Origin of the sequence: Rhodococcus sp. D-6, assembly GCF_040256695.1 — a bacterium.
GTDB lineage: Bacteria > Actinomycetota > Actinomycetes > Mycobacteriales > Mycobacteriaceae > Rhodococcus > Rhodococcus pyridinivorans.
The window spans coordinates 4,418,123-4,440,809 of record NZ_CP132970.1 but is presented as its reverse complement, the minus strand read 5'-3'; the positions used below and the strand labels follow the sequence as shown (position 1 = coordinate 4,440,809).

Here is a 22,687-nt window from a genome sequence, read left to right as displayed (position 1 = left end):
GAGATGCGCGTGGAACACGTCGACGTACTGATCGTGGGAGCCGGATTGTCCGGCATCGATGCCGGTTACCGGTTGCAGACACAGTGCCCGGATCTCGGGTACGCCATCCTCGAGAGTCGCGACGCGATCGGTGGTACGTGGGATCTGTTCCGCTATCCGGGGATCCGATCGGACAGCGACATGTACACGCTCGGCTTCCCGTTCCGCCCGTGGCGGGGCGAGAAGTCCATCGCCGACGGCCCCGACATCCTGCAGTACATCCGCGACACCGCCGCCGAATTCGGCATCGACCGACGGATCCGGTTCGGCCACAGGGTGATCGATGCATCCTGGTCGTCGGAGGACGCCCGGTGGACGGTGCGTGCCTCGACCGGGCAGGGAACCGTCGAGATGTCCTGTTCCTTCCTCTATCTCTGCAGCGGCTACTACAGCTACGAGTCGGGTTACCTCCCCGAGATCCCCGGTCTGCAGGACTTCGCGGGCACGGTCGTGCATCCGCAGTTCTGGCCCGAGAACCTCGAATACGAGGGGAAGAGGATCGTGGTGATCGGCAGTGGCGCCACGGCCGTCACGCTCGTGCCCGCCCTGGCGGAGAAGGCCGAGCACGTGACGATGCTGCAGCGCTCCCCCACCTACGTGATGTCGCTGCCCGCGCGCGACCCGATCGCGACGCGGATTCGACGCCTGTTGCCGGACAGGGTGGCCCACCGCGCAGTGCGGACGAAGAACGTCGTAGCCAATCTCGGCTTCTACCAGTTCTGCCAGCGGTTCCCCTCGGCCGCGAAACGCATGTTGCGCACCCTCACCGAACGGCGCCTACGCGGCAGGATCCCGGTCGATCCCCACTTCTCACCGCGCTACGACCCGTGGGATCAGCGACTGTGCGTGGTCCCCGACTCCGACCTGTTCCGCACCCTGCGCGCCGGGAAGGCCGAGATCGTCACCGACCGGATCGACACCGTCACCGAGAAGAGTGTCCGCCTCGAGTCCGGCCGCGAACTCGAGGCCGAGATCCTGATCCCCGCGACGGGTCTGCAACTGGTGCCTGCGGGCGGAATCGAGTTCGTCGTCGACGGGGAGAAGATCGAGCTCTCGGCCCGGTTCATCTACCGTGGCATGATGCTCGACGGCCTGCCCAATGCCGCGATGTGTCTCGGCTACACCAACGCGTCGTGGACCCTGCGTGCCGATCTCGCGTCCCTCTACGTGTGCCGGTTGCTGCGGTACATGCGACGCAACGGTTACCGTTCGGCGGTTCCGAGGTATTCGGGCGACGGGCGTACCCGCCCGCTTCTCGGTCTCGACGCCGGGTACATCCACCGCGCGGAAGGTGCTCTGCCCAAACAGGGTGCGCGCAGCCCGTGGTTGATGCGGCAGAACTATCTCCTCGACCTGCCCACCATGCGGCTCGGGCGTGTCGACGAATCGATGCAGTTCACGCCCTGACCCGTCAGCGCCGCCGCGCCGCCAGGTGGACGTCGGGGAAGCGATGATCGGTGTCGGGGCGGCCGACCGTCCGCCACACCTCGTCGAATCCGGCGTCGGACAGGGCCGCGGCGAGACGATCCGGGTGCCACCGCCACGCCGGCGCCACCGCGTGATCGAACTCCACCACTTCGCCGGGGGTGTCGGTGGTCTGGCCCGCGATGAGCACCACGCCGCCGGACGGAACCCGCTCCGACCACGCGTCGAGGATCCTGGGGATCTCGGACGGCGGAACATGGATGAGGCTGCACCGTGCGATGATCGCGCTCGGAACCACTCCGCGGAGTTCGTCGGACCCGAGTCGCGCGTCGTCCCGCACGAATCGCAGCGCGGGGTAGGCGCCCCGCGCGATGCGCAGCATCTCGGTGCTGGGATCGAGGCCGATCACGTCGAGTCCGCGGTCGGCGAGATCCGCGGCCACGTATCCGGGCCCGCAGCCCACGTCCAGCACGACACCCTGCACCTGGCTCTGGCACACCATCTCGGCGAAGGCGGCGACGGTGTGGCGTTCGAGCGGAGTCAGGTACGGATCGGGAAACAGCTCGACGTACAGATCCGCGAGGGCATCGTATCCGGGCTGGGTCACCCCGGCATGCTATCGCCGGGCGTGCAGATCCTGCCGGAAATCGACAGGATCTGCGCACGCCGTCAGCGTTGCTCGAGCTTCTCGTCGGGATACCGCGCGAACCGGCCGGCGTCACGTTCGTGCACGGGACCGTCGCTGTCCCAGGGCCATCCGCCGAATCCGGTGCGGCGGTAGTCCTCGAACGCCTGGCGGACACCCGCCTCGTCGTTGAGCACGAACGGGCCGTACGAGACGACGGGTTCGCCGATCGGGCGACCCTGCAGCATCAGGATCTGCGTGCCCTCGTCGCCGCCGGTGAGGTGCACCGGCACCGACGCGTCGACGACGACCCCGTGCCTGGACTCGATCGTCCGATCACCGATCCGCACGGGGGAACCGTTGTACACGTACAGGACCCGTTGCGTCTGCTCACCGCGCGCGGCCGGCAGTTCCCAGCGCGCACCGGACGACAGGTCGATGTTCCAGATCGCCACGTCGGTGCCGGGTCGGGACGCCCACGAATTCGGCGGGGGCGGCGGCGGAGTCACGTCGTCGAGCTCACCGGCGATGACGCGGACGGAGACGGTGCGTCCGTCCTCGTCCGAGACGGTCACGGTGGGGGTGTCCTCGTTCCACAGCATCGAGAAGTGCGGATCGACGGTCTTCGACTCGGCGGGCAGGTTCAGCCAGATCTGGAACAACTCGAGCGGATTGTCCGAATCCTTGTTCAGCAGAGGGAACATCTCGCTGTGGACGACCCCGTTGCCGGCGGTGAGCCACTGCGTGTCGCCCTCACCGAAACGCGCCGCCGCGCCCACCGAATCGGAGTGGTCGACGAAACCCGAGCGCACGAAGGTCACCGTCTCGAAGCCGCGGTGCGGGTGGCCGGGGAATCCTGGGACGGTGGTGCCGTGGTACATGCTCCAGCCCGCCGGGTTGCCGAAGTCCTGGCCGATCGGGCGGCCGTCGAGCGACGCGTCGGGTCCGAGCTCGTCGTTGCCCGCCGGATACGCGTCGACGTGGTGTGCGACGAACAGGAAGGGATCGATCGTCTGCCAGGGCATACCGAGCCGGAAGACCTGGAGTACCGGAGTAGGGGCTGCTGACGTCATGACCCGTGCAACTACGTGCCCGTGCTCTTTGTTCCGGGCGGTGTGGTGGCCTCGCTGTCGTCGAGCACGCGCGCCCCGGCGGCGAACTTCTCGACCTGGTCACCCAGCCGGATCTGCGCGGGGACGGCTCCGCCGAGCAGGTCGCGGGCCAGGGCCGGGGAGTCACCGAGCGGCAGGTCGCTGCCGGCGATGACGACGTTGCCGTAGCGGCGTCCCTTGAACATCGCGGGGTCGGCGACGATCACGGTGTGCTCGAAGACCTCACCGATCGTCGCGGCCTCACGTTTCGCGACGGTCAGGTCGCGGAAGTCGCCGCAGTTGACGACGTAGACACCGCCGGCCGCGAGCACGCGTCGGGCGTGCTGTGTGAACTGGAGGGTGGTGAGTGCGACGGGAGTGCGGTTGTAGGCGAAGACATCCCGCACGATCACGTCGCGGCTCGCGTCGGAGAGCGAGGTGAGGACCTGACGGGCCTCCCCCACCCGGATACGCAGCAACGGAGCGCGGGGCAGATCGAACCAGTGGCGGACGAGTTCGGCGAGGCGACCGTCGATCTCGACGACGACCTGCCGAGCGTCGGGGTAGACCGCGGCGAAGTAGCGCGCCATCGTGCACGCACCCCCACCGAGGTGCAGCACGCGCAATCTCGAGTCGTGTTCGAACCTGCTCTCGACGAGCATCGCGATCCACCGCATGTACTCGAACTCGAGCAGGGCCGGGTCGCTCAGGTCGATGTGCGAGCTGGGCACCCCGTTGATCTCGAGGACCCATCCGTCGGCGAGATAGCGGTCCTTGACGAGCTCGCACGTACCCGTGTCGATGTCGTACAACCCCTCGGCCGGGCCGCCCGGTGCACCCGTCTTCTCCTTGCGCGGCGACGATGCGGCGCGGCCACCTCGTTGCCTGCTCATACGACGAGCCTAGTACCGGCTCGTTTGAGAGGCATCGTGCCGACGAACGAACTCTGGTCGGGGAAGAACAGCTGGTTGAACACCAGGCTCGCAGCCGTCGCGTAGAGGAAGAAGTCGTACCACTTCACCGTGGTGCCGAGCAGGCTCGCCGCGACCACGGTGCGTAGTCTCCTGCGACGATCGAGATCGGACTCGGGTGCGGAACTGGGCTGTGACAGCGTGGTCACGGACTCGATTCCCGGTGGTGGACAGCGTGCAACCCGGCGACGCCAACCACGTCCGACACATTCACACACGGGCGGGCAACGGCCCGGTCGACTTCAAGGCCGAATACATCCAGGTCGAGAACGCCCAGCTCCAGCGCATCCCCGATCCGGTGCCGCCGCTCTTCTTCGGCGGGTCCTCTCCCGCCGCCGGCACCGTCGCATCGCAGTTCTGCGACACCTATCTCACGTGGGGTGAGCCGCCGGCCGCCGTCGCCGACAAGATCGCGTGGATCCGCGGCCTTGTCGACATCCAGGGACGCACCCTCGACTACGGCATCCGCCTGCACGTCATCAGCCGGGACACCTCCGACGAGGCCTGGGCCGAGGCCGACCGCCTGCTCTCCGCGCTCGACCCCGCGACCATCGAGAAGGCCCAGCAGAGCCTGGCCCGCTCCGGTTCCGAGGGGCAGCGCCGGATGGTCGAGCTGCACGGCGGCGGCAGCGCTTACGCCGCGAGCAAGGACGCCCGCAGCCTCGAGGTCTCCCCCAACCTGTGGGCGGGCGTCGGACTCGTCCGTGGTGGCGCGGGCACCGCGCTCGTGGGTTCCCACGAGGAGGTCGCCGACCGCATCGCCGAGTACGCCGAGATCGGACTCGACCACTTCGTGCTGTCGGGCTACCCGCATCTCGAGGAGGCCTACCGCTTCGGTGAGGGCGTGCGTCCGATCCTCGAGCGTCGCGGCCTGCTCGCCCCGGCCTCCCACCGCCCGGGCGACCTGTCGGGCTCGACGGCCTTCCTGCCCTCCGCGCACTGACCATCCCCTGACACATCGATACAGCACAGCTCGACACAGCGCCGGCGCGAAATGTGTCGGCGCTGTTACAGCTGCGGCCCTCGTCGTGCGGATCCGTCCGCAGCACAGAGAATGGGGGCCATGCCGGACCGAGGATTCACCTCCACACAGCTCGCCGCACGCGCGGCGTACCTGCTGCGTGGGAACGACCTGGGCGCCATGACGAGTGCCGCTCCCAAGCTTTATCCACACATGTGGAGTTGGGATGCGGCGTTCGTCGCCGTGGGGCTCGCGCCGCTCAGTGTCGAACGGGCGGTGGTCGAACTCGACACCCTGCTCTCGGCGCAGTGGAAGAACGGGATGATCCCACACATCGTCTTCGCCAACGGTGTCGACGGCTACTTCCCGGGCCCAGCGCGCTGGGCGGTCTCCGAACTGGCCGCGCACGCACCGGCGCAGGTGCAGACCTCGGGTATCACACAGCCTCCCGTGCACGCCATCGCCGTACAGCGCATCCTCGAGCATTCACGACGGCACGGCCGCTCGACACGTGCTGTCGCCGAGGAGTTCCTGGATCGCCGGTGGGCGGATCTCGTGCGGTGGCACCGCTGGCTCGCGCACGCACGCGATCTCGACGGCAACGGCCGCATCGCGCTGTACCACGGGTGGGAGTCGGGCATGGACAACTCCCCGCGCTGGGATACGGCGTACGCCAACGTTATCGCCGGTCCGGTGCCGCCCTTCCATCGCGAGGATCTCGAGCACGTCGCCGACGCCACCCAGCGACCCACCGACCGTGAATACGCGCGTTATCTGTGGTTGCTCGAGGAGATGAAGACGGCGCGTTACGAGGACAGCGTGCTCGCGAGGGCCATGAGCTTCGCGGTCGAGGACGTCTTCGTCAGCGCGGTGTTCTCGCTGTCGTGCGAGGTGCTTGCAACCATCGGTGAGGAGCATTCCCGTCCCAACGCGGATGTGCGCGAGCTGTATCAGTGGGCCGAGCGGTTCCGGAAGGGCGTGATCACCACGACCGACTCCCGCACGGGCGCGGCGAAGGATTTCGATCTACGCAGCGGGAAGTGGGTCGCCACCGACACTCTCGCGATGTTCGCGCCACTGCTGTGCGGCGGTCTCGACCGGCAGGCCGAGAGGGCGCTGCTGCGCACCTTCGAAGGGCCGAAGTTCTGCGGGCATCCGGATCTTCGCTATGCGGTACCGCCGTCGACGTCCCCCGTCTCGGGCGACTTCCGTCCCCGCGAGTACTGGCGCGGACCGGTGTGGCCCGTGATGACGTGGTTGTTCTCGTGGGCGTTCGCCCGTCGTGGTTGGGCCGAACGGGCCAACGTGCTTCGCGCGGAAGGACTCCGGCAGGCGAGCGACGGCACCTTCGCCGAGTACTACGAACCGTTCACCGGCGACCCGCTCGGCAGCATGCAGCAGTCGTGGACCGCCGCAGCGGTATTGGACTGGCTCGGATGACCCGTGCGTGGTTCCGGGAGCGAGCGCGACCGGAACCACGCACGAGGTGTCAGACCCCGATACGTCCGCCGTCGGACTTCCACGCCGCGACCACGGCGGGACGCGGCTGGGAGTCGCCTCCGTCGGGCCAGTGCGAGGCCGGCGACACCCACGACGCGTCGTCGGTCTCCCCGGGATGCTGGACGCACACCACGACCCGGCCGTCCTGCACGATCGGCCCGCACGTCTCGGCGCCGATCGGCACGGTGAGGAACTGCTTCGTCTCACCGCGACGCGGACCGTCGAGGACGACGCTGAACAATCCGTCGTTGGAGCCGAGTGCGTTGCCGTCGGTCGAGATCCACAGGTTGCCGTACGAATCGAAGGCCAGGTTGTCGGGGCACGAGATCGGACTGACCTGCGACTTGTCGAAGCCGCCGAAGTAAGTGTCGGCCTCGTTCGGGTCGCCGCACACGAGCAGCAGCGTCCACGTGAAGGACGTACCCGCGTGGTCGTCGTCGATCTCGAGGACCTGACCGTTCTTGTTGTTCTCGCGCGGATTCGCCTCGTCGGCCGGCGCGGCGCCGTCGACGCCGCGCTTGGTGTTGTTGGTGAGTGCGACGTAGACCTTGCCGGTGACCGGATTCGGTTCGAAGTCCTCGGGGCGATCCATCTTCGTCGCGCCCACCCGGTCGCCGGCGAGGCGGGTGAACACCGCGACCTCTTCGGCGCTCATGCCGTCGACCAGCGACTCGGCGCTGCCGTCCTCGTTCGCGCGCAGCAGCGGGATCCACTCGCCGCTGCCGCGGAACTCGCCGGCCTCGGGAAGTGTTCCGGATCCGTCGATCTCGTCCGGATGGTCACCGCTGAGCTTCGCGACGTAGAGCGTGCCGGCGTCGAGCAGGGTCATGTTGTGCCGCATCGCAGCTCGCGAGTTTCCGGGCTGCATCTTCCGCGACGAGACGAACTTGTACATGTAGTCGAAGCGTTCGTCGTCACCGCTGTACGACACGACGGTGCCGTCGTCGGTGATGTGGACGGTGGCCGCCTCGTGCTTGAACCGTCCCAGTGCGGTGTGCTTGACGGGCACCGAATTCGGATCCCACGGATCGATCTCGACGATCCACCCGAACCGGTTGACCTCGTTGGGTTCCGCGGCGATGTCGAAGCGCCGGTCGAATCGTTCCCACTTCCGTTCGGTTTCCGCGCCCTCGAGTCCGTACCGGGCGAGACGTTCGGCAACGACCGGGTCGGTGACGCTCTCGGCGTTGGCGAAGTACTGGTTGAAGTTCTCCTCGCCCGACAGCACGGTGCCCCACGGGGTGAGCCCGCCGGCGCAGTTGTTGAACGTCCCCGCGACCCGCGTGCCCGTCGGGTCGGCGGTGGTCTTCAGCAGGCCGCTGCCCGCGGCCGGTCCGGTGAGAAGGAACTCGGTTGTTCCGGTGATACGACGGTTGTATTCGCCGAATTCCGGTGTCAGGCGCCCGGTCCCGGGCTCGCCCTTCACCTGGACGACGGACAGCCCGTGACCGGCGATGCCGATGCGTACCTGTTCCTCGGTCGGGTCGTCCGCGTCGTAGTCGGCGAACATGAAGGGCTCGGTGGTGTATTCGTGATTGACGACGAGCAGGTAGGTGTCGGGTCGGCCGTCCACCGGGAGCAGACCGGCGAAGTCGTTGTTGAACCCGAACTGCTTCTCCTGCGCGGTCGCCGTCTGGTTGCCGATGTCGAAGGCCGGTGCATCGGGCAGCACCGGATCCCCCCACCGGATGACGACGTCGTTCTCGTATCCTTCCGGAACCGTCACCGCGTCATCGGTGTTCGGTGCGACCGCCGTGAAGTTCGTGCCGTCGGGCACCGGCCCGAGATCGCCTGCCGCCCCAGCGTCACTACCGGCGGCGGCAGTGGAATCGTCCGCACAGGCCGTCAGAACGCCACCGGCGCCGACGGCGAGCACGGCCATGGCCCCGCCCCGCAGGACCCCGCGACGCGAGACGGCCGCGCGCACGATGTCGCCGAAGTATTCACTGCGGGAGGTGTTCGGGACGGCGTGCGAACAGGCATCCCCGCACTTGTACTTGCACGTGATGTTCGAGCGCGACGATATGCCGTCGTGCGTGACGAACAAGGGCAGGACTCTACGGGCCACAACGTTCTCCTCGTAAATCGGTTCGACGCCGGAACCGTAGGAGCGTCAGGCGAGTCGGACGGAACGAGAAGGTGAACACCCGATGAGCATTCGGCGGCCGTGAGACGGCGGTCACAGAACGGGCCGAGGTCCGCCCGGGGCGATGCGGTCGGGATCCACGATCGGCCGGACACCGGGACGGTCGTCATCGAAGAACGCGCCATCCGGCGACTCCTCCTCGTCGTCCTCGACCTCGCCGGGCCTGCCGTCGACGAAGGGCACCACCCGGTTCGTGATCGCGGTGTTGTATTCCGCGGGAGCCTGGATCGGATTGGCGTGTCCGGTGCGGTCGAGTTTCGACACCAGCAGCGTGCCGTCGACACCGCCGGACTGGTCGATCAGGATCCGGTGACTGTACTCGACGTCGACGACGTTGTCGTTCACGGCGTTCCGTGGCCGGAGGAACGCTATGGCGGGACGGATCTTGTCGTCGCGTTCGTCGGCGAGTGCCCTCAGGTTGTCGATTGCACCGGAGGCGACGATCGCCCGGAACTGCGATTCGATCAGTCCGTTGCTCGCGGCGTCGGTCGAGAAGATCTTGTCGTGGAGCACCTCGACCGCGACGTCGTGCAACTCTTCGGTGTCGATACGGCGGTACCACCGGTCCGAGGGGAGCACGAAACGGTCCATGCGGGCGACGACTTCGACGAGCATGCGCATGCTGCGGCTCTCCCGTGCGCCGGGCAGCCAGCCGATCCAGCGCAACAGGTCCTCACCGGCGTCGCGCGCGTCGGCCCGCACGGCGTGCAGGTCGAGCGGCGTGCAGTCCAGGATCACGCCGGTCACCTCGAGATCGGTGTCCTGATACAGGTGCTGGGCGACCTCGAGGGCGATGATCCCACCCATGCTGTGCCCGGTGAGCACGATGTTCTCGATCCCGGACCACGCGGCACGCTCGTGGATCAGGCGGCTGACGACGGCGGTGTCGAGACCGCTGTTGTCGTACTCGACCGCCCACACCTGCCCGAGTTCGCTCAGTGCGGGCAGTGCCGTGGCGGTCTCGGTCGCGTCGAGGTTGCCCAGGCCCACCAGGTCGACGACCGCCGTGTCGCGGTCCTCCCGCGTCGCCGCGTCGTGGATCGGATGTAGCTGTGGCTGCGTGAGAGCGAGTCGCTCACGGACCGGCGCGACGTCCCATGCCCAGTACTGGGTGAACAGGGCGACGAGCGGGAGCGCCGCGACGGCGGTGCGCGCGAGGGCTCGTCGAAGCCGGCCGAACCGTACCCAGTGATGACCGGCGCGGGTATCGCGGAGACGTCGCCGCCGCCGACCGTCGTCCCAGTCGTCGGCGGTGCAGGGCGGTAGCCATGGTGCGTTCGACATGCATTACCGATGCTACCGACGTACTGTGCTCGGCTCAGGGCCCGTCGGCACGGGCCGGGATCAGCTCAGCCCCGTCAGCGGGGGTGCGGAGTTGTCGTCTCGCCACGCGATGGCTTCGCGCAGTTCGGTGAGGTCGTAGTCGGGACCACCGACACCCACCGTGAACTGCGTGATCCCGAGCTCCACATAGGACGGGGCCGCGTCGGCGCCGGGCCACGAGGTGGACCGTTCGATGTCCTCGGGTCGACGACCGGCCTCGGCGCAGCGCTGCGCGAGGATCTCGGATTTCTCGGCGTGGGTCTCCATCTCGCCGAAGCTGTGCCAGATGTCCGCGTACTTCGCGACCATCGGAAGCGTCTTCTTCGGGCCGCCGCCACCGATGAGGATGGGAATGTGCCGGGTGGGCTGCGGGTTCAGCTTGCCGAGGCGATTCACGATGCGGGGCATGTACTCGGCGAGCAGGTCGAGGCGGGAGCCCTTGGTGCCGAACTCGTAGCCGTACTCGTCGTAATCTCGTTCGAACCAGCCCGAGCCGATGCCGAGGATGAGACGACCGCCGCTGATGTGGTCGACGGTGCGGGCCATGTCGGCGAGCAGGTCGGGGTTGCGGTAGCCGCCACCGGTGACCAGTGCGCCGATCTCCACGCGCTCGGTCTGCTCCGCCCAGGCGCCGAGCATCGTCCAGCACTCGAAGTGGGCGCCGTCGGGGTTGCCGTAGAGCGGGTAGAAGTGGTCCCAGTTGAACACGATGTCGGCGCCTGCGTCCTCGGCGCGGAGCACGGTGTCGCGGATGACGCCGTAATCGGGTTGCTGCTGGGGCTGTAGTTGGAGTCCGATGCGAATGGGGCGCGTCATGGAGTCCAGGTTAAGAGAGTGTGTCTCATGTGGACGGCTTCTTGAAGCAAGTGAGTGCAGCACCGAGATGGAGGAACCCGACGAAATGTTCCCCGCAGGGCTCGATAGCGATCGGCGGACGAGGGGAACGCGCACGACGATGACCTCCAGCTCGGGCGCAGCCGGACGGCGGGCCGGGTCCGGGGCCATGTCGGCAGTTTCCCGCGCGTCCTTCTCCAGAGTCGCTACGGTCTCGGCGAACTGGTCGAGGGCGGGATTCACGCCGACGAGTGTGAATCGCGTCCGATCACGGTGACGTCGCCACCCCACAGGTCGCCGAGGATTCGGACGAGGAACGCGGTGCTGTGATCCCAGCCGTCGCGCGGGGCGCCGGCGCCGTAAGAGCCGCCGCGGGTGATGAGTAGAACGACGGGCTTACCGTCGAGGAATCGATCGCAGGCGGCGCCACCGGCAATGACAAGGTCGATCAGAGGTACTGCAGTCGGGACCGGCGGGGGATGTCGCCGAATTTACCGGCGTGAAGTCCCCGAATGCACTGGTGATCTCCACCTTGGTGTTCATGACGAACGGTCCGCCGAGCACCACGGGTTCGCCGATCGGCGGTCCGCTGAAGGTAAGGATTCGTGCGGGGGTGTCGCCGTCGGTGGTGTCGATGTCGATGGTGGACGAGCCAGCGTGCGTGCACCCGGAGCGCAGCGCCGGCAGATGGACGAGCAGAGGGAACGAAAGCCGCACCTCGCACCTTTTGGTACCGAATGCCGTACCGAAGTGGTACCGTTTAATGTACCGGTTCAAGAGCTGGGCCGAGAGACTTCGGGGAAGGAGTACCTATGGCTGCCATCACTGCTACCGAAGCGAGAAAAAACTTCTTTCCGCTGCTCGAACAGGTCAACAAGGACCACACCCCTGTGGAAATCGTATCCAAGCGGGGCAATGCCGTCCTGATGTCGAAGGATGACTACGACGCCATGCTCGAGACCTCGTACCTGATGCAGTCTCCGGCCAACGCCCGACGACTGCTCGCCAGCATGCAGAGAGCTCGCGGAGGTGAATACACCGAAAGGGAACTCATCGAGTGAACATCACCTTCACCGACGAAGCCTGGGACGACTACCAGTTCTGGATCTCGACCGACAGAAAACAGCTCAAGCGTGTCAACGAGCTGATCAGGGATTGCCAACGAGACCCGTACTCGGGGATCGGCAAACCCGAACGGCTCAGACATGCCCTGTCAGGACTGTGGTCTCGACGTATCGACAAAGAACACCGCCTGGTCTACGAGGTCATCGACGGTGCCCTGGTCATCATCGCCGCCCGCTACCACTACTGACCCGATCCACGGTCCGACGACCGAATCCGGGCAGGATTATCACTTCTGACTGAGCAACCGCAGACACATCCTTGCCGATGGTCGGGGGGTTGCTTGCAGGTCAGCGACAGTCGACATGCACCGAGACATACACCCGGCCACTGTGCTCGCCGCTCCACTGGTCCGGACCTTCGACGGCCGCGGCGATGTCGAACTGGTCGGGTTCGGACCAGTCCACCGGCTCGGGTGCCGCGATCAATGCGGTGGTGTCGAGCTCGGCGGACGGGAACTGCTGGTCGGTGTTGCCCACCGTCAGTACCGGCGAGCCGCACGCAGCGCGGAGCAGATGGTCGATGGCCGATGTGCGCCACGCGGTCGCCGAGAACCGGATCGTGTCCTGAGCGAGTAAGTCCACTGCCTGCCCGACACCGACGACGTGCGCCGCGGCCATCTCCACCCCGGTGCTTATGCCGCTGTCGAGCAGCCACGCATGGAATATGGGTATGAGCCGCTGGTACTCGTCGACCGCGGTTCGGCGAGAGCGATCTGCGAGCGAGACCATCGTCCCCTGGTTCTTCTGCGCTCGCTTCTTGGCTTTCGCGGCGCGCTTCTGCCCGGCCGAACCTCTGCTCTTGTCGGACATGTGGCAGGACCTTTCATCGACGACCGGTTTCTGTCGCGCCCACCCGATGCATTCCTGCCTCGCACACGCGTGTCCGGCAGGCTTGTCGGCGGGCGATCGGTATCGGACACTGCTCGGTATGTATCGCCGAGCGAAAGGCCGCCGAACTTCGTGGACATGGTGATCGCCCGCAACCCGGACCCGGAATCACGGCTGCCGTTCCTGCTGCGCCTGCCCCTGTCGGACGGACTGGTGTTTCGCACCTCCGACACCTGGCCGCGTACCAAAGCCCTGTTCTGCTATCCCGTTCCGGCCGACGAGTGGCCTGAGGACCCCGAGATCGTCGAGCAGGTTCGGTTGCGTTCGTGTGTGCGTCGCGGCGCCGCGATCGACGTGGTCCTGGACCGGGGACGGGAGAACCGGTCGCAGATCGTGTTCACCCAAGCTCGGGGGCGCGATGCCGTGTTCTGGCAATCCCCGCGCACTCGGAAGCAGGCACGTCCGAATGTGCGCACCCCCACCGCCCGAGCCGCCGGCATCGCCGAACTGACGATCGTCGTCGATTCCCACGAGCGTTACCCCTACAAATTCCCCGGGCAGCAGGTCGACACCGTCCGCCGTGCGCTGGCGTGCGGAGACTACGGTCTGCTCGTCGACGACCGGTTGGTCGCCTCGGTCGAACGCAAGTCGTTGGCCGACCTGGTAGGCAGCCTGACCAGCGGGAGGCTGCGTTTCGCGATGGCGGAGCTCGCTGCCCTGCCCCGCGCCGCAGTGGTGGTCGAAGACCGTTACTCGGCGGTGTTCAAGTTCGAACGGGTCCGGCCGGCGATGATCGCGGACGGTCTCGCCGAGCTGCAGGTCCGCTACCCCGGTGTGCCGATCGTGTTCTGCGAGACTCGTCAGCTCGCCGAGGAGTGGACCTACCGCTATCTCGCCGCCGCGCACGAGTGGACCGGCGTCGAGGACACGGCGTGTGACCGCATCACACCGCAGCACAAGGACGCTCCCACCGCGGAACCGTCCACCGCCGACGTACGCGCGTGGGCCCGCGGCGAGGGCATGAAGGTCCCCGATCGTGGCCGGCTCCGTCCCCAGGTGTGGGCGGCCTGGCGCAACGCTCACGCCTCGGGGTGAGGCTGAACGCCGCAGCAGCCGATGCCACGTCCTGCCGTTTCGTGCGGAAGGCGCGGCGACTGCCACGCGCGCTCGATAGACCGCGCCCCATCCAGCGGTTCGACGCCACGCCGTGCTGAGCACGGCGATCACGTCATCGTCGAGCATGATTACTGAATCGTCCCTGATTTCATCGAGGGTGAGCCAGGCATCCCGGAAGGATCACCCCAGACTCATCATGGCGAAATACAAATACCCTCAGGAACTGGCGTGAGCGAGCGACCCGACTCGCCGTCGAAGCCCGCCGTGACCCCGACACCCGCACCGGCGCGCCATCAACCGGATCGCCGAGCAGACCGGCGTCCACAAGGAAGCCCTGCGGACCTGGGTGCGCAAAGCCGAAGACGACGAGCTCCCGACCGAGCCGGTCGATGCCGAAGCGCGCATCCGCCGTCCGGAGAAAAAGAACCGCGAACTACGGCAGTTGATGGAGATATTTCGCTCTGCTACAGTGTTTTTCGCGAAGGTGGAGTTCGTCCCCCGCAAGTGGGAGGTGGCCCCACGCCGACTGAAGTAATCGCCTGTGTTCATCGACGAACACAAACACCGCTGGGGGATCGAACCGATCTGTCGCGTTCTGTCGGAGAACACCGGCCGGGAAGACGTCGAAGCGGCCACCGTGCAATGGGTGCATTGGTTCGATACCGAACGGGTCCACGGCATACTCGACTACCGCACCCCGACCGAGATCGAGACCGCCTGCTACGCACAACCACCGGCCGCACCTGCGGCCTGAGGACTGAACACACGCTCAGCCTCAACAAGACTCGGGACTTGACGATCCAGTGGAACAACCCGACCCGAGTGGTCGGACGATCAGCCATGCCAGCAGAGCGATCGTTACCGCACAACCATATTCACAGCAACGCGCTCAGCTGATCGGTGCATTCGGGCTAAGGAAACATCTCGTATCGTCGCCCGAGTTCCCGCAGGAAGGACTCGAGAACGAGGTCGAAGCTCTCGGCATCGATCTCGGCGGCGTACTCGCGAAGCCGATGCGCCTGCGACAGATGCGGATACCGCTCGTTGTAGGTGTCGATGTGATCGTCGAATCCGCCCGCGAACGAGGTGATCGCGGAACCGATGACGATGTACTTGATCGAGGCTCCGATCATCGTTGCGAAGCGGGGCGGCCAGCCGGCGCGGGTGAGGCCGCCGTGGATGGCGTCGGACGCCTGGAGGGAGACGGGCCGGGTGCCGGGACTCGAGGCGAGGAAGGGCACCATATTCGGGTGCGCGGCGAGCGCGTCGCGGTAGGTGCGAGCCCAGCGTCGGAGCGCTTCCTGCCAGTCGTCCTCGGCGAACCCGCTGACGTCGACCGATTCACCGATGGCGTCGGCGATGTCGTCGAGCAGTTCTTCCTTGGTGGCGTAGTGGCTGTACAGCGACGGGGCGCGAACACCCAGTTCGGCGGCGATCCGACGCATCGAGACGGCGTCGAGGCCGTGCTCGTCGACGAGTCGTAGCGTGACGTCGCGGATGAGCTCACGGCTGAGCAGAGGCGTGCGCGGGCGCGCCATCCATCGTCCTCCTTCCGGCCCGGCCTGGACGAGCTAACAATGTAAGGTTAGTTTGGAATCGCGAGAAGCGCTACGGCGCCGGCATCCCTGGAAGGTCCCTCCATGAACCTGAAGCTCACCGAGGAGGAGCGTGCGTTCCGCGACGAACTGCGCACCTTCTTCACCACCGAGATCCCCGCCGAAGTGCGTGCGAAGACCGCCTCCGGCACTCCGCTGGGCAAGGACGACTACGTCGCCGTCCAGCGCATCCTGCATTCGCGCGGCCTCGCCGTTCCCAACTGGCCCGTCGAATGGGGCGGTCAGGACTGGACGCCGATGCAGCGCAACATCTGGCTCAGCGAGCTGCAGCTCGCGTCGGTGCCCGACCCGCTGCCGTTCAACGCGTCCATGATCGGGCCGGTCATCGCGCAGTTCGGCTCGCAGGAGATGAAGGAACGCTTCCTCCCCGCCACCGCCAACCTCGACATCTGGTGGTGCCAGGGCTTCTCCGAGCCCGAGGCCGGCTCCGACCTCGCGTCCCTCAAGACCCGCGCCGTCCGCGACGGTGACGACTACATCGTCAACGGTCAGAAGACGTGGACGACGCTCGCGCAGCACGCCGACTGGATCTTCTGCCTCGTCCGCACCGATCCGAACGCGAAGAAGCAGGCCGGCATCTCGATGCTGCTCTTCCCGATGGACACCCCGGGCGTCACCCTCCGTCCGATCAAACTGATCGACGGCGGCTACGAGGTCAACGAGGTGTTCTTCGAAGACGTGCGCGTTCCCGCCGAGAACCTCGTCGGCGAGGAGAACACCGGCTGGACGCAGGCGAAGTTCCTGCTCGGCAACGAGCGCACCGGCATCGCCCGGGTCGGCGCCACCAAGGTCAAGCTCGCGCGGGCGAAGTCCCTCGCGGCCGAGACCCGCTACGGCAGCGGCTCGCTGCTCGACGACCCGATCTTCGCGGCACGCCTCGCCGAACTCGAGAACGAGCTGCTCGCTCTCGAGCTCACCCAGCTACGCGTCGTCGCGGGCTCGGCCGACGGCAAGCCCAACCCGGCGTCGTCGCTGCTCAAGATGCGCGGCTCCGAGCTGCAGCAGGCCGCGACCGAACTGCTCGTCGACATCGCCGGCCCCGATTCGCTGCCCGCCGGCGAGGCCGGTATCGACTCGCCCGACTGGGCGCAGCTGACGATGCCGACCTACCTCAACAACCGCAAGGTCACCATCTACGGCGGGTCGAACGAGGTTCAGCGTTCGATCATCGCTTCCTCGATTCTCGGACTGTGAGGCCCCGGACATGAACTTCGAACTCGACACCGAACAGGACATGCTCCGCGCGACCGTCCGCGACCTGCTCTCCGGCGCGTACGACGTCGAGTCGCGCAACCGGGTGGCCGAAGGTGACCTGGGCTGGAACCGCGACGTATGGAAGCAACTCGGCGAACTCGGCGTGCTCGGCCTGCCCTTCGCGGAGGAGCACGGCGGCATGGGAGCCGGACCGGTGGAGGTCATGGCCGCCATGACCGAGATCGGCCGCGCGCTCGCACCCGAGCCCGTGCTCGACTGCGTCTACCTGCCCGGCCGGCTCGTCGCCGAGGTCGGCACCGACGCGCAGCGCTCCGACATCCTGCCGCGACTGTCCGAGGGCACCGTGCTCCTCGCGTTCGCGCACGACGAGCCGGGCAGCCGCTGGCCGCACACCGAGGTGGCCACCACCGCGGCGCGCGACGGCGACTCCTGGACCGTCTCCGGACGCAAGAATCCTGTGCTGCACGGTGATTGCGCCGACACCTTTATCGTCTCCGCGAAGCTCCCGGAGGGTGGCGTCGGACTGTTCGTCGTCGACGCATCGGCCGACGGTCTGGTCCGCACGCCGTACCGCACCCACGACGAGCGTCGCGGTGCGCAACTCGTGCTCGACGATGTTGCGGCGACCCCGCTCGGTGAGGCGGCCGACGCGTCCGCCGCCATCACCGCGGCGCAGGTGCACGCGCAGGCGGCACTGTGCGCCGAGGCGGTCGGTGCCCTCGACTCCTCGGTGCAGCTGACCACGAGCTACCTCAAGCAGCGCAAGCAGTTCGGTGTGCCGCTGTCGATGTTCCAGGCGCTCACCCACCGTGCGGCCGACATGTACGTGCTGTACGAGCTGGCGTCGAGCATGAGCCTGTACGCGACCATGGCCCTCGCCGACGGCATCGTCGACCCGACCATCGCCTCGCGCGCCAAGCTGCAGGTCGGCCGGTCCGCTCGGAAGATCGGCCAGGAGTCCGTGCAGATGCACGGCGGCATCGGTGTCACGGCCGAGCACTCCATCGGCCACTACCTGAGCCGCCTGACCGCGATCGAGCACACCCTCGGCACCATGGACGATCACCTGCGGGTGCTCGCCGGCGGTGTGAAGGACTACGAGCTCGTGGAGATCGCCGGAATGTGACCGATCGGGCTCACTCCCGGGGCAGCAGTGTCCCCAGCGGACCGAGATCGATGTTGAGATCCTCGGGGGTGAGCCCGAAATGGTCGCGCAGTTCGCCCATGCGCTGCTCGAGCAGCATCAGTGTCGTGCCGAGCCGTTCGATCTGCTCGTCGCTGAGATCCCCTGCATCCATGCGGTGCAGGGCCTGACGCTCCATCAGCTGCCGGAGCAGTTCGACGAGCGTGAGCACCAGCGTCACCAGGCCCCGCTCCACGGATTCGGGATCGGCGTCGATACGCGACGGGAAGTTCACCGGCTCGCTCACGAACCCTCCCGGGCCTCACGGGGAACGGGGACGTCGACCCCGGGCAGCGACAGGGTACTGATCGACGAGATCAACGCGCGTAGCGAGATCCGCACCAGATCGATCTCCGCGATCGACAGCGTGATGTCGCCGGTGATGACCACGCCGCCCGACAGCACCCGATCCAGCAGATCGATCAGAGCGATCCGCCGTTCCTCGTCCACCGATCCGTCGGCGTATCTCACGGCGAGATCCGTTCTGCTCCGGCGAACGAGTAGGGCGGCCACGGGCCGCTCGTCTCGAGCCTGATCCCCGGATTCAGGGACCCGAGTTCCTCCACCTCGGAATAGAATTCGTCCGCCCTGTCGTCGTCGACGAGATATGTCCCGTTGAGCAGCATCCACTCCTGGCTGCCGCTCAGTGCCGGATCGGTCGGCGCGCTCCGGCGACCCGCGGCCGACACACGCAGCAACCGATCGTGGATATCGGCGGCGCGTTCGGCCGCATCGCGTTCGATGCTCTCCTGCGCCGCCAGTTGCGCGCGGCGACGCAGCAGATAGGCCGTGCCCCTGCCGGAACCCGCACCCTCCGCATGCGCTTCCGCGGCGGCCGCGGTCAGCGCCTTGCGATCGGCGAACGCCTTGACCCCCCATTCGGTACGACCGGTCACGAGGGCGAGCGCAGACGCGAACTGCTCCCGGTGCTCGGTGAGCAGGGCCCGGACCCGTTCGTCGTCGAGGCAGACGGTCGCGAGTCGAAGGGGTACCACGGAGACGTGCCGTGCCAATCCGGCGACGACCGAATCATGGGCGCGGGCCACTCTTTCCAGCCAGTCCAGGTCCTCGAGATTGCGAGCCAGTGCGGCCTCGCCGAAATCGTCCAGGGGCACCGTTCCGACGACGGCGGTCAGTCCGCCCTCCTGCACCGTGCGGACCTGCTCGCCGGCGACGCCGGAGGCGCCCTCGGTCTCGTGGCCGACGAGCGTCCCGTCGGTCACGGCGTACATCCAGGTCCCGGTCGTGTCAGTCACGGTTCTCCTCGTCCACGATCTCCGCCGGTTCCGGCTCCAGTTCCTCCGCTCGGGCCTCGAGTGCGGCCAACCGTTCGCGAAGCTGCCGGTTCTCCAATTCGAGTTCCACCCGGCTCGAATCGACCTCGGGTGAGCGAGCCTTGCTCGTCAACCACGGATCGCTCTCCCACCAGTCGATCCCGACGGCCTTGGCCGTCTCGAGCGATGCGATGACGAGGCGGAGCTTGATCGTGAGCAGTTCGATGTCGAGCAGATTCACCTGGATGTCGCCGGCGATGACCAACCCCTTGTCCAGGACACGTTCGAGGATGTCGCCGAGATTGGTCGACCGCCCTCCACCCCCGTAGGGCTGCGGCGACGACATGCCGCCTCCCCCACCGACCACCGTCATGACCCGGTCCTTGCGCCGATGTCGCTGCTGCCGCGTCCGTAACGCCGGGTCCGCCGGTACGCGAGCAGATCACCGTCCAGATCGACCTCCACCTCGTAGAGCGCGAGCATGTCGGCCGACGACGGAATCCGCCTGTCTTCCACGACCTCCACCTCGACGACCCATCCGTCCTCGGTGGGTTCGACGGAGGTGACCCCCTGAGCTTCCTTCGAGGTCAGTTTCTTCAGATGTGTGAGGGCCGCCGATGCGGCCTCGGCCGCCGAGATCGCGGGCGGGCCGGTGTCCTGCGCCACGGGATCACTCCTTTCCCCCGGCGGGGCCGGAGCCGCCCCGGGAGATCATGCGGTTCAGCACGGCCTGCTGCGCCTCGTCCTTCTCCTCGGGGGTCAGCTCACCCGCCTCCGCCGCTTCCTCGATCTGCTCGAGTTCGCGCCGCACGTTGGCGGGATCGTGCAGTTGCTGTTCGACCTGCTCCTGGATGATCTCTCCGAGCCACATCACTCCCCTGACGGGAGCGAGGGGCAGCGTGAGCAGGGAGGTCAGCAGACCCATCGTCAACCTCCTTCGCCGGGGTCGGATTTCGCCACGAAGTCGTAGGCCGCCATCGGGCCGAGCAACGAGATCTCGACCCGGTCCTCCCATTCCCGACCCAGTTCCTGCAGGGCCTGTTCGAGTTCGTCCTGCCGCTCGAGTTCGACGAGGACGGCGATGTGCACGGCATCCTGCTCGTGCGTGGGTTGCCGCTCGTTGACCATCGGGTCGAGCGACGACAGGGCCTCGATCGTGCGGCGCGTGTCCTCGTTCCGTTTGGCCTCGATCGTCGCGTTGATGATTTCCCCGAGCGCCATTCGCGCCTCGCGGGTCGCGTCCTCGGACTGCCCACGGATCTGCTCCCGCAACTGCGCCGCCTCGGAGTTCTCCTCGAGGATCTCCTGCAGGATCGCCCTCTCGTCGTACCGTCCCTTCACGACGAACTGTGCGAGACCGTCGAGTTGGTCGAGGGCCGAGGCGAGTTCGTCCTCGTTCCCCTCGAGCAATTCCGCGGCCACCGCGTCCCGGTCGGTGAGGACGGCACCGAATCTCAGCGGGAGCACGGGGGCGACCGTCACGGTCCCGTCGAGCAACGCGGCGTGCGCCTGGAGATCGTCCGGTGTGCCGAGAGCGCGATCGGTCGGGATCTCGCTCACCAGTGCAGCGATGCGACCGGACTTGACCACCGACACCTCGGCCGGCGGATTGCCCACCCCTTCCGCATGCTCCTCCGGTTCCACATCCGACGGGACGATGCCGTAGACGTAGACCGCAGTGGTCGTGGCGGTTTCGTCGCTGTCGCCCTGCTCGGGTCGTTCGGTCTGTTCGGTGGACATCAGTCCTCACCCCTGCGTGATCGTCGAGCGGGCTGCCGCTGCTCCTGGACGTCCCCGAGGAACTCGCTGACTTTCTCCCCCGCAGCCTCGAGCGCGCCTTTCGTCTTGTGCTTGGAACCGCCGGAGGTGATGTCGCCGACGAGATCCGGAAGGCCCTTCGGCTCGTTGTCGGAGATCTCGAGCCGGTTCACCGCTTCCGCGAAACGCAGATAGGTGTCGACACTGGCCACGACGACGCGGGCGTCGATGGTGAGCAGTTCGATACCGACGAGCGAGACACGCACGAACGCGTCGATGACGAGGCCTTTGTCGAGGATGGTGTCGATGACGTCGGCGAGGCCGGACGAGTTGGGACGGGCCATACCGCCCCCGCCGCCTCCACCGCCGCCCCCTGCAGGTTGGATGGTCATGACCGGGATCCTCTCGAGCGGGACGAGCGCGTACCGGTGCTCTTCGTCGCCCGGGTCCGCTTGGCGGGCGCACGTTTCCGAGGCGGTTCGGGCTCTTCCTCTTCGTCGTCGGGTTCTTCGTCGGAGGACTCGTCCTCCTCGGGATACTCGTCCTCGAGATCCTCCTCATCCTCGGCCGACTCCTCGTCGCCTTCGTCCTCGGACGGCTCACTCTCCTCGAAATCCTCGTCCTCGTCGCGGATCTCGTCCTCGTCACCGGAGGCGTCGGTCTCCCACTCCTCGCCGTTCTCGCCGGTGTCCTCCTGCTCCTGCTCCTCTTCCTCCCGGCGCGCGGTCTCGTCGTCCTTGACGACCTCGCTGTCGCGGATCTCGCCGTGCCAGCCGACGACGTCGTCGGGATGCAACACGGCTTCGGTCATGACGTGGCGCCGGAAGTGCTTCAGTTCCAGGCGTGACCGGCGACCCACCGCCCGCCACAGATTCGCGGTGCGCTCGAACAGGCCCCGGGGGTGGTACTCGAGCACCAGGAGTATCCGGGTGAGATCCGGCGTGAGTTCATGGAAGGTCACCGCGCCGTCGATGTAACCTTTTCCTCCCTTGGAACGCCACACGATCCGTTCGAACGGCACCTGTTCGAGGATCGTGGACTCCCAGTTCCGACGCGACCAGAGAACCTTGCCCGTCCAATGGAGTTTCTCGTCCTGGACCTGCTCGACCTGTTCGACCTTCTTCATGAACTTCGGCCAGTCGGCGAATTGCGTCCACAGGTCGTAGGCCAGATCGACCGGCACCCCCACGTCGATGCTCTCGACGATGTTGGTGAGCTTGATCTTCTTGTTGCCGCCGCCGCCCCCCTTGCCCCCGCCGGTGACGGCCTCCTTGACGTCCTCGAACTTGTCCTTCGCGGTGTTCTTCAGATTCTCGAACCCCGAGCTCGCCGCCGCCTTCAGCGGCGACTCGCCCTGAGCGAGCTTGTCGACGCCGGTGAGCGCACTGGCCAGATTTCCGCCTTTGCCCTCGGAGTAATCCTGTAATCGTCCCGCCGTGCCGGTGACCCTGTCCGACAGGCTCGACAACGCATTCTGCGCGACGGTTCCTGCGAGGCCCTGCAACGACTGCTGCAGACCGCCGGTCAGTCCGCCCGTGGCCTTCCCCGCCGTGTCCGAGGCGGTGCGGCCCGCCTTACCGGCGGTATCGGTCGCGGTCTTCCCGGCCTTGCCCACCGCGTCGGCGACTCCGCCCGATACATCGCTCAACCTGGCCATC

At 67.1% G+C, this 22,687-nt stretch carries 27 protein-coding genes and 2 pseudogenes; 10 read left to right on the top strand and 19 right to left on the bottom strand.

Annotation, left to right across the window (positions count from 1 at the left end):
* The first annotated feature begins 3 nt into the window (after positions 1 to 3).
* Positions 4 to 1,446, top strand: coding sequence for an NAD(P)/FAD-dependent oxidoreductase (locus tag RBB84_RS20925; RefSeq protein ID WP_350246710.1), 1,443 nt, complete (start codon positions 4 to 6; stop codon positions 1,444 to 1,446).
* A gap of 4 nt (positions 1,447 to 1,450) precedes the next feature.
* On the opposite strand, the gene RBB84_RS20920 is transcribed toward RBB84_RS20925, so the two are convergent.
* The 4 genes and pseudogenes from RBB84_RS20920 to RBB84_RS20905 form a co-directional block, all read right to left on the bottom strand.
* Positions 1,451 to 2,071 (bottom strand): class I SAM-dependent methyltransferase, encoded by a 621-nt coding sequence (locus RBB84_RS20920; RefSeq protein ID WP_193902864.1) that lies wholly within the window; start codon positions 2,069 to 2,071, stop codon positions 1,451 to 1,453.
* 62 nt (positions 2,072 to 2,133) lie between these two features.
* Positions 2,134 to 3,114, bottom strand: coding sequence for a pirin family protein (locus RBB84_RS20915; RefSeq protein WP_350247701.1), 981 nt, complete (start codon positions 3,112 to 3,114; stop codon positions 2,134 to 2,136).
* 59 nt (positions 3,115 to 3,173) lie between these two features.
* Positions 3,174 to 4,073, bottom strand: a complete 900-nt coding sequence (locus RBB84_RS20910; RefSeq protein WP_350246708.1) for a fused MFS/spermidine synthase — start codon at positions 4,071 to 4,073, stop codon at positions 3,174 to 3,176.
* Positions 4,074 to 4,105: 32 nt separating this feature from the next.
* Positions 4,106 to 4,300 (bottom strand): annotated as a pseudogene (locus RBB84_RS20905) (MFS transporter); the annotation flags it as partial.
* A 71-nt stretch (positions 4,301 to 4,371) separates the two neighbouring features.
* On the opposite strand from RBB84_RS20905, the pseudogene RBB84_RS20900 reads away from it, so the two are divergent.
* Positions 4,372 to 5,094 (top strand): annotated as a pseudogene (locus tag RBB84_RS20900) (LLM class flavin-dependent oxidoreductase); the annotation flags it as partial.
* Positions 5,095 to 5,214: 120 nt separating this feature from the next.
* On the top strand, positions 5,215 to 6,552 hold the full coding sequence (locus RBB84_RS20895; protein ID WP_350246707.1) for a glycogen debranching protein: 1,338 nt from the start codon (positions 5,215 to 5,217) through the stop codon (positions 6,550 to 6,552).
* A gap of 49 nt (positions 6,553 to 6,601) precedes the next feature.
* On the opposite strand, the gene RBB84_RS20890 is transcribed toward RBB84_RS20895, so the two are convergent.
* From RBB84_RS20890 to RBB84_RS20875, 4 genes are all read right to left on the bottom strand, one after another.
* Entirely contained in the window at positions 6,602 to 8,680 is a 2,079-nt protein-coding gene (locus tag RBB84_RS20890; protein ID WP_350246706.1) for a PhoX family phosphatase, read from the bottom strand.
* 111 nt (positions 8,681 to 8,791) lie between these two features.
* Positions 8,792 to 10,042: an alpha/beta fold hydrolase gene (locus RBB84_RS20885; protein ID WP_138845195.1), complete on the bottom strand. Its 1,251-nt coding sequence runs from the start codon at positions 10,040 to 10,042 to the stop codon at positions 8,792 to 8,794.
* 60 nt (positions 10,043 to 10,102) lie between these two features.
* Entirely contained in the window at positions 10,103 to 10,897 is a 795-nt protein-coding gene (locus RBB84_RS20880; RefSeq protein ID WP_006550857.1) for an LLM class F420-dependent oxidoreductase, read from the bottom strand.
* Between the two features lie 414 nt (positions 10,898 to 11,311).
* Positions 11,312 to 11,632, bottom strand: a complete 321-nt coding sequence (locus RBB84_RS20875) for a pirin-like C-terminal cupin domain-containing protein (protein ID WP_350246705.1) — start codon at positions 11,630 to 11,632, stop codon at positions 11,312 to 11,314.
* Between the two features lie 95 nt (positions 11,633 to 11,727).
* Between RBB84_RS20875 and RBB84_RS20870 the strand changes: the two genes are divergently transcribed.
* Together RBB84_RS20870 and RBB84_RS20865 are read left to right on the top strand one after the other, a co-directional pair.
* On the top strand, positions 11,728 to 11,976 hold the full coding sequence (locus RBB84_RS20870; RefSeq protein ID WP_006550855.1) for a type II toxin-antitoxin system prevent-host-death family antitoxin: 249 nt from the start codon (positions 11,728 to 11,730) through the stop codon (positions 11,974 to 11,976).
* Positions 11,973 to 12,227 (top strand): Txe/YoeB family addiction module toxin, encoded by a 255-nt coding sequence (locus RBB84_RS20865; protein ID WP_024102500.1) that lies wholly within the window; start codon positions 11,973 to 11,975, stop codon positions 12,225 to 12,227. The genes RBB84_RS20870 and RBB84_RS20865 overlap by 4 nt, the downstream gene beginning before the upstream one ends.
* Positions 12,228 to 12,327: 100 nt before the next feature.
* On the opposite strand, the gene RBB84_RS20860 is transcribed toward RBB84_RS20865, so the two are convergent.
* The gene (locus RBB84_RS20860; RefSeq protein WP_248689237.1) at positions 12,328 to 12,849 is read right to left on the bottom strand and encodes a hypothetical protein; all 522 of its coding nucleotides are present in this window, start codon (positions 12,847 to 12,849) and stop codon (positions 12,328 to 12,330) included.
* 156 nt (positions 12,850 to 13,005) lie between these two features.
* Between RBB84_RS20860 and RBB84_RS20855 the strand changes: the two genes are divergently transcribed.
* The 3 genes from RBB84_RS20855 (at position 13,006) to RBB84_RS20845 (ending at position 14,737) form a co-directional block, all read left to right on the top strand.
* Positions 13,006 to 13,962 carry an ERCC4 domain-containing protein gene (locus RBB84_RS20855; protein ID WP_350247700.1) on the top strand — a complete coding sequence of 319 codons (957 nt, stop codon included), beginning with the start codon at positions 13,006 to 13,008 and terminating at the stop codon, positions 13,960 to 13,962.
* 367 nt (positions 13,963 to 14,329) lie between these two features.
* Positions 14,330 to 14,518: a hypothetical protein gene (locus tag RBB84_RS20850; RefSeq protein WP_350246702.1), complete on the top strand. Its 189-nt coding sequence runs from the start codon at positions 14,330 to 14,332 to the stop codon at positions 14,516 to 14,518.
* 6 nt (positions 14,519 to 14,524) lie between these two features.
* Positions 14,525 to 14,737, top strand: a complete 213-nt coding sequence (locus tag RBB84_RS20845; RefSeq protein ID WP_024102496.1) for a transposase — start codon at positions 14,525 to 14,527, stop codon at positions 14,735 to 14,737.
* A gap of 157 nt (positions 14,738 to 14,894) precedes the next feature.
* Here the strand turns inward: RBB84_RS20845 and RBB84_RS20840 are convergent, their stop codons facing one another.
* Positions 14,895 to 15,521: a TetR family transcriptional regulator gene (locus tag RBB84_RS20840; RefSeq protein WP_006550849.1), complete on the bottom strand. Its 627-nt coding sequence runs from the start codon at positions 15,519 to 15,521 to the stop codon at positions 14,895 to 14,897.
* Between the two features lie 102 nt (positions 15,522 to 15,623).
* On the opposite strand from RBB84_RS20840, the gene RBB84_RS20835 reads away from it, so the two are divergent.
* Both RBB84_RS20835 and RBB84_RS20830 read left to right on the top strand, forming a co-directional pair.
* Positions 15,624 to 16,793: an acyl-CoA dehydrogenase family protein gene (locus tag RBB84_RS20835; protein WP_019290521.1), complete on the top strand. Its 1,170-nt coding sequence runs from the start codon at positions 15,624 to 15,626 to the stop codon at positions 16,791 to 16,793.
* 10 nt (positions 16,794 to 16,803) lie between these two features.
* Entirely contained in the window at positions 16,804 to 17,940 is a 1,137-nt protein-coding gene (locus RBB84_RS20830) for an acyl-CoA dehydrogenase family protein (RefSeq protein ID WP_350246700.1), read from the top strand.
* A 10-nt stretch (positions 17,941 to 17,950) separates the two neighbouring features.
* On the opposite strand, the gene RBB84_RS20825 is transcribed toward RBB84_RS20830, so the two are convergent.
* From RBB84_RS20825 to RBB84_RS20785, 9 genes are read right to left on the bottom strand one after another with little or no spacing between them, the layout of a single operon-like run.
* Entirely contained in the window at positions 17,951 to 18,244 is a 294-nt protein-coding gene (locus tag RBB84_RS20825; RefSeq protein WP_016693994.1) for a gas vesicle protein K, read from the bottom strand.
* Positions 18,241 to 18,468 (bottom strand): gas vesicle protein, encoded by a 228-nt coding sequence (locus RBB84_RS20820; protein WP_024102487.1) that lies wholly within the window; start codon positions 18,466 to 18,468, stop codon positions 18,241 to 18,243. Before RBB84_RS20820 ends, RBB84_RS20825 begins: the two co-directional genes overlap by 4 nt.
* A complete protein-coding gene (locus tag RBB84_RS20815; protein ID WP_006550844.1) occupies positions 18,465 to 19,253 on the bottom strand; it encodes a GvpL/GvpF family gas vesicle protein in 789 nt (262 codons plus the stop codon). The genes RBB84_RS20820 and RBB84_RS20815 overlap by 4 nt, the downstream gene beginning before the upstream one ends.
* Positions 19,246 to 19,644 (bottom strand): gas vesicle protein GvpJ, encoded by a 399-nt coding sequence (gene gvpJ, locus RBB84_RS20810; protein ID WP_024102486.1) that lies wholly within the window; start codon positions 19,642 to 19,644, stop codon positions 19,246 to 19,248. The genes RBB84_RS20815 and gvpJ (RBB84_RS20810) overlap by 8 nt, the downstream gene beginning before the upstream one ends.
* On the bottom strand, positions 19,641 to 19,937 hold the full coding sequence (gvpO, locus tag RBB84_RS20805; RefSeq protein WP_350246699.1) for a gas vesicle protein GvpO: 297 nt from the start codon (positions 19,935 to 19,937) through the stop codon (positions 19,641 to 19,643). Before gvpO ends, gvpJ (RBB84_RS20810) begins: the two co-directional genes overlap by 4 nt.
* Before the next feature lie 4 nt (positions 19,938 to 19,941).
* Positions 19,942 to 20,196 carry a gas vesicle protein GvpG gene (locus tag RBB84_RS20800; protein WP_019290525.1) on the bottom strand — a complete coding sequence of 85 codons (255 nt, stop codon included), beginning with the start codon at positions 20,194 to 20,196 and terminating at the stop codon, positions 19,942 to 19,944.
* A 2-nt stretch (positions 20,197 to 20,198) separates the two neighbouring features.
* Positions 20,199 to 21,011: a GvpL/GvpF family gas vesicle protein gene (locus RBB84_RS20795; RefSeq protein ID WP_350246698.1), complete on the bottom strand. Its 813-nt coding sequence runs from the start codon at positions 21,009 to 21,011 to the stop codon at positions 20,199 to 20,201.
* Entirely contained in the window at positions 21,011 to 21,421 is a 411-nt protein-coding gene (gene gvpJ, locus RBB84_RS20790) for a gas vesicle protein GvpJ (protein WP_024102484.1), read from the bottom strand. The genes RBB84_RS20795 and gvpJ (RBB84_RS20790) overlap by 1 nt, the downstream gene beginning before the upstream one ends.
* Positions 21,418 to 22,686: an SRPBCC family protein gene (locus RBB84_RS20785; protein WP_350246697.1), complete on the bottom strand. Its 1,269-nt coding sequence runs from the start codon at positions 22,684 to 22,686 to the stop codon at positions 21,418 to 21,420. The genes gvpJ (RBB84_RS20790) and RBB84_RS20785 overlap by 4 nt, the downstream gene beginning before the upstream one ends.
* Position 22,687: the final 1 nt, after the last annotated feature.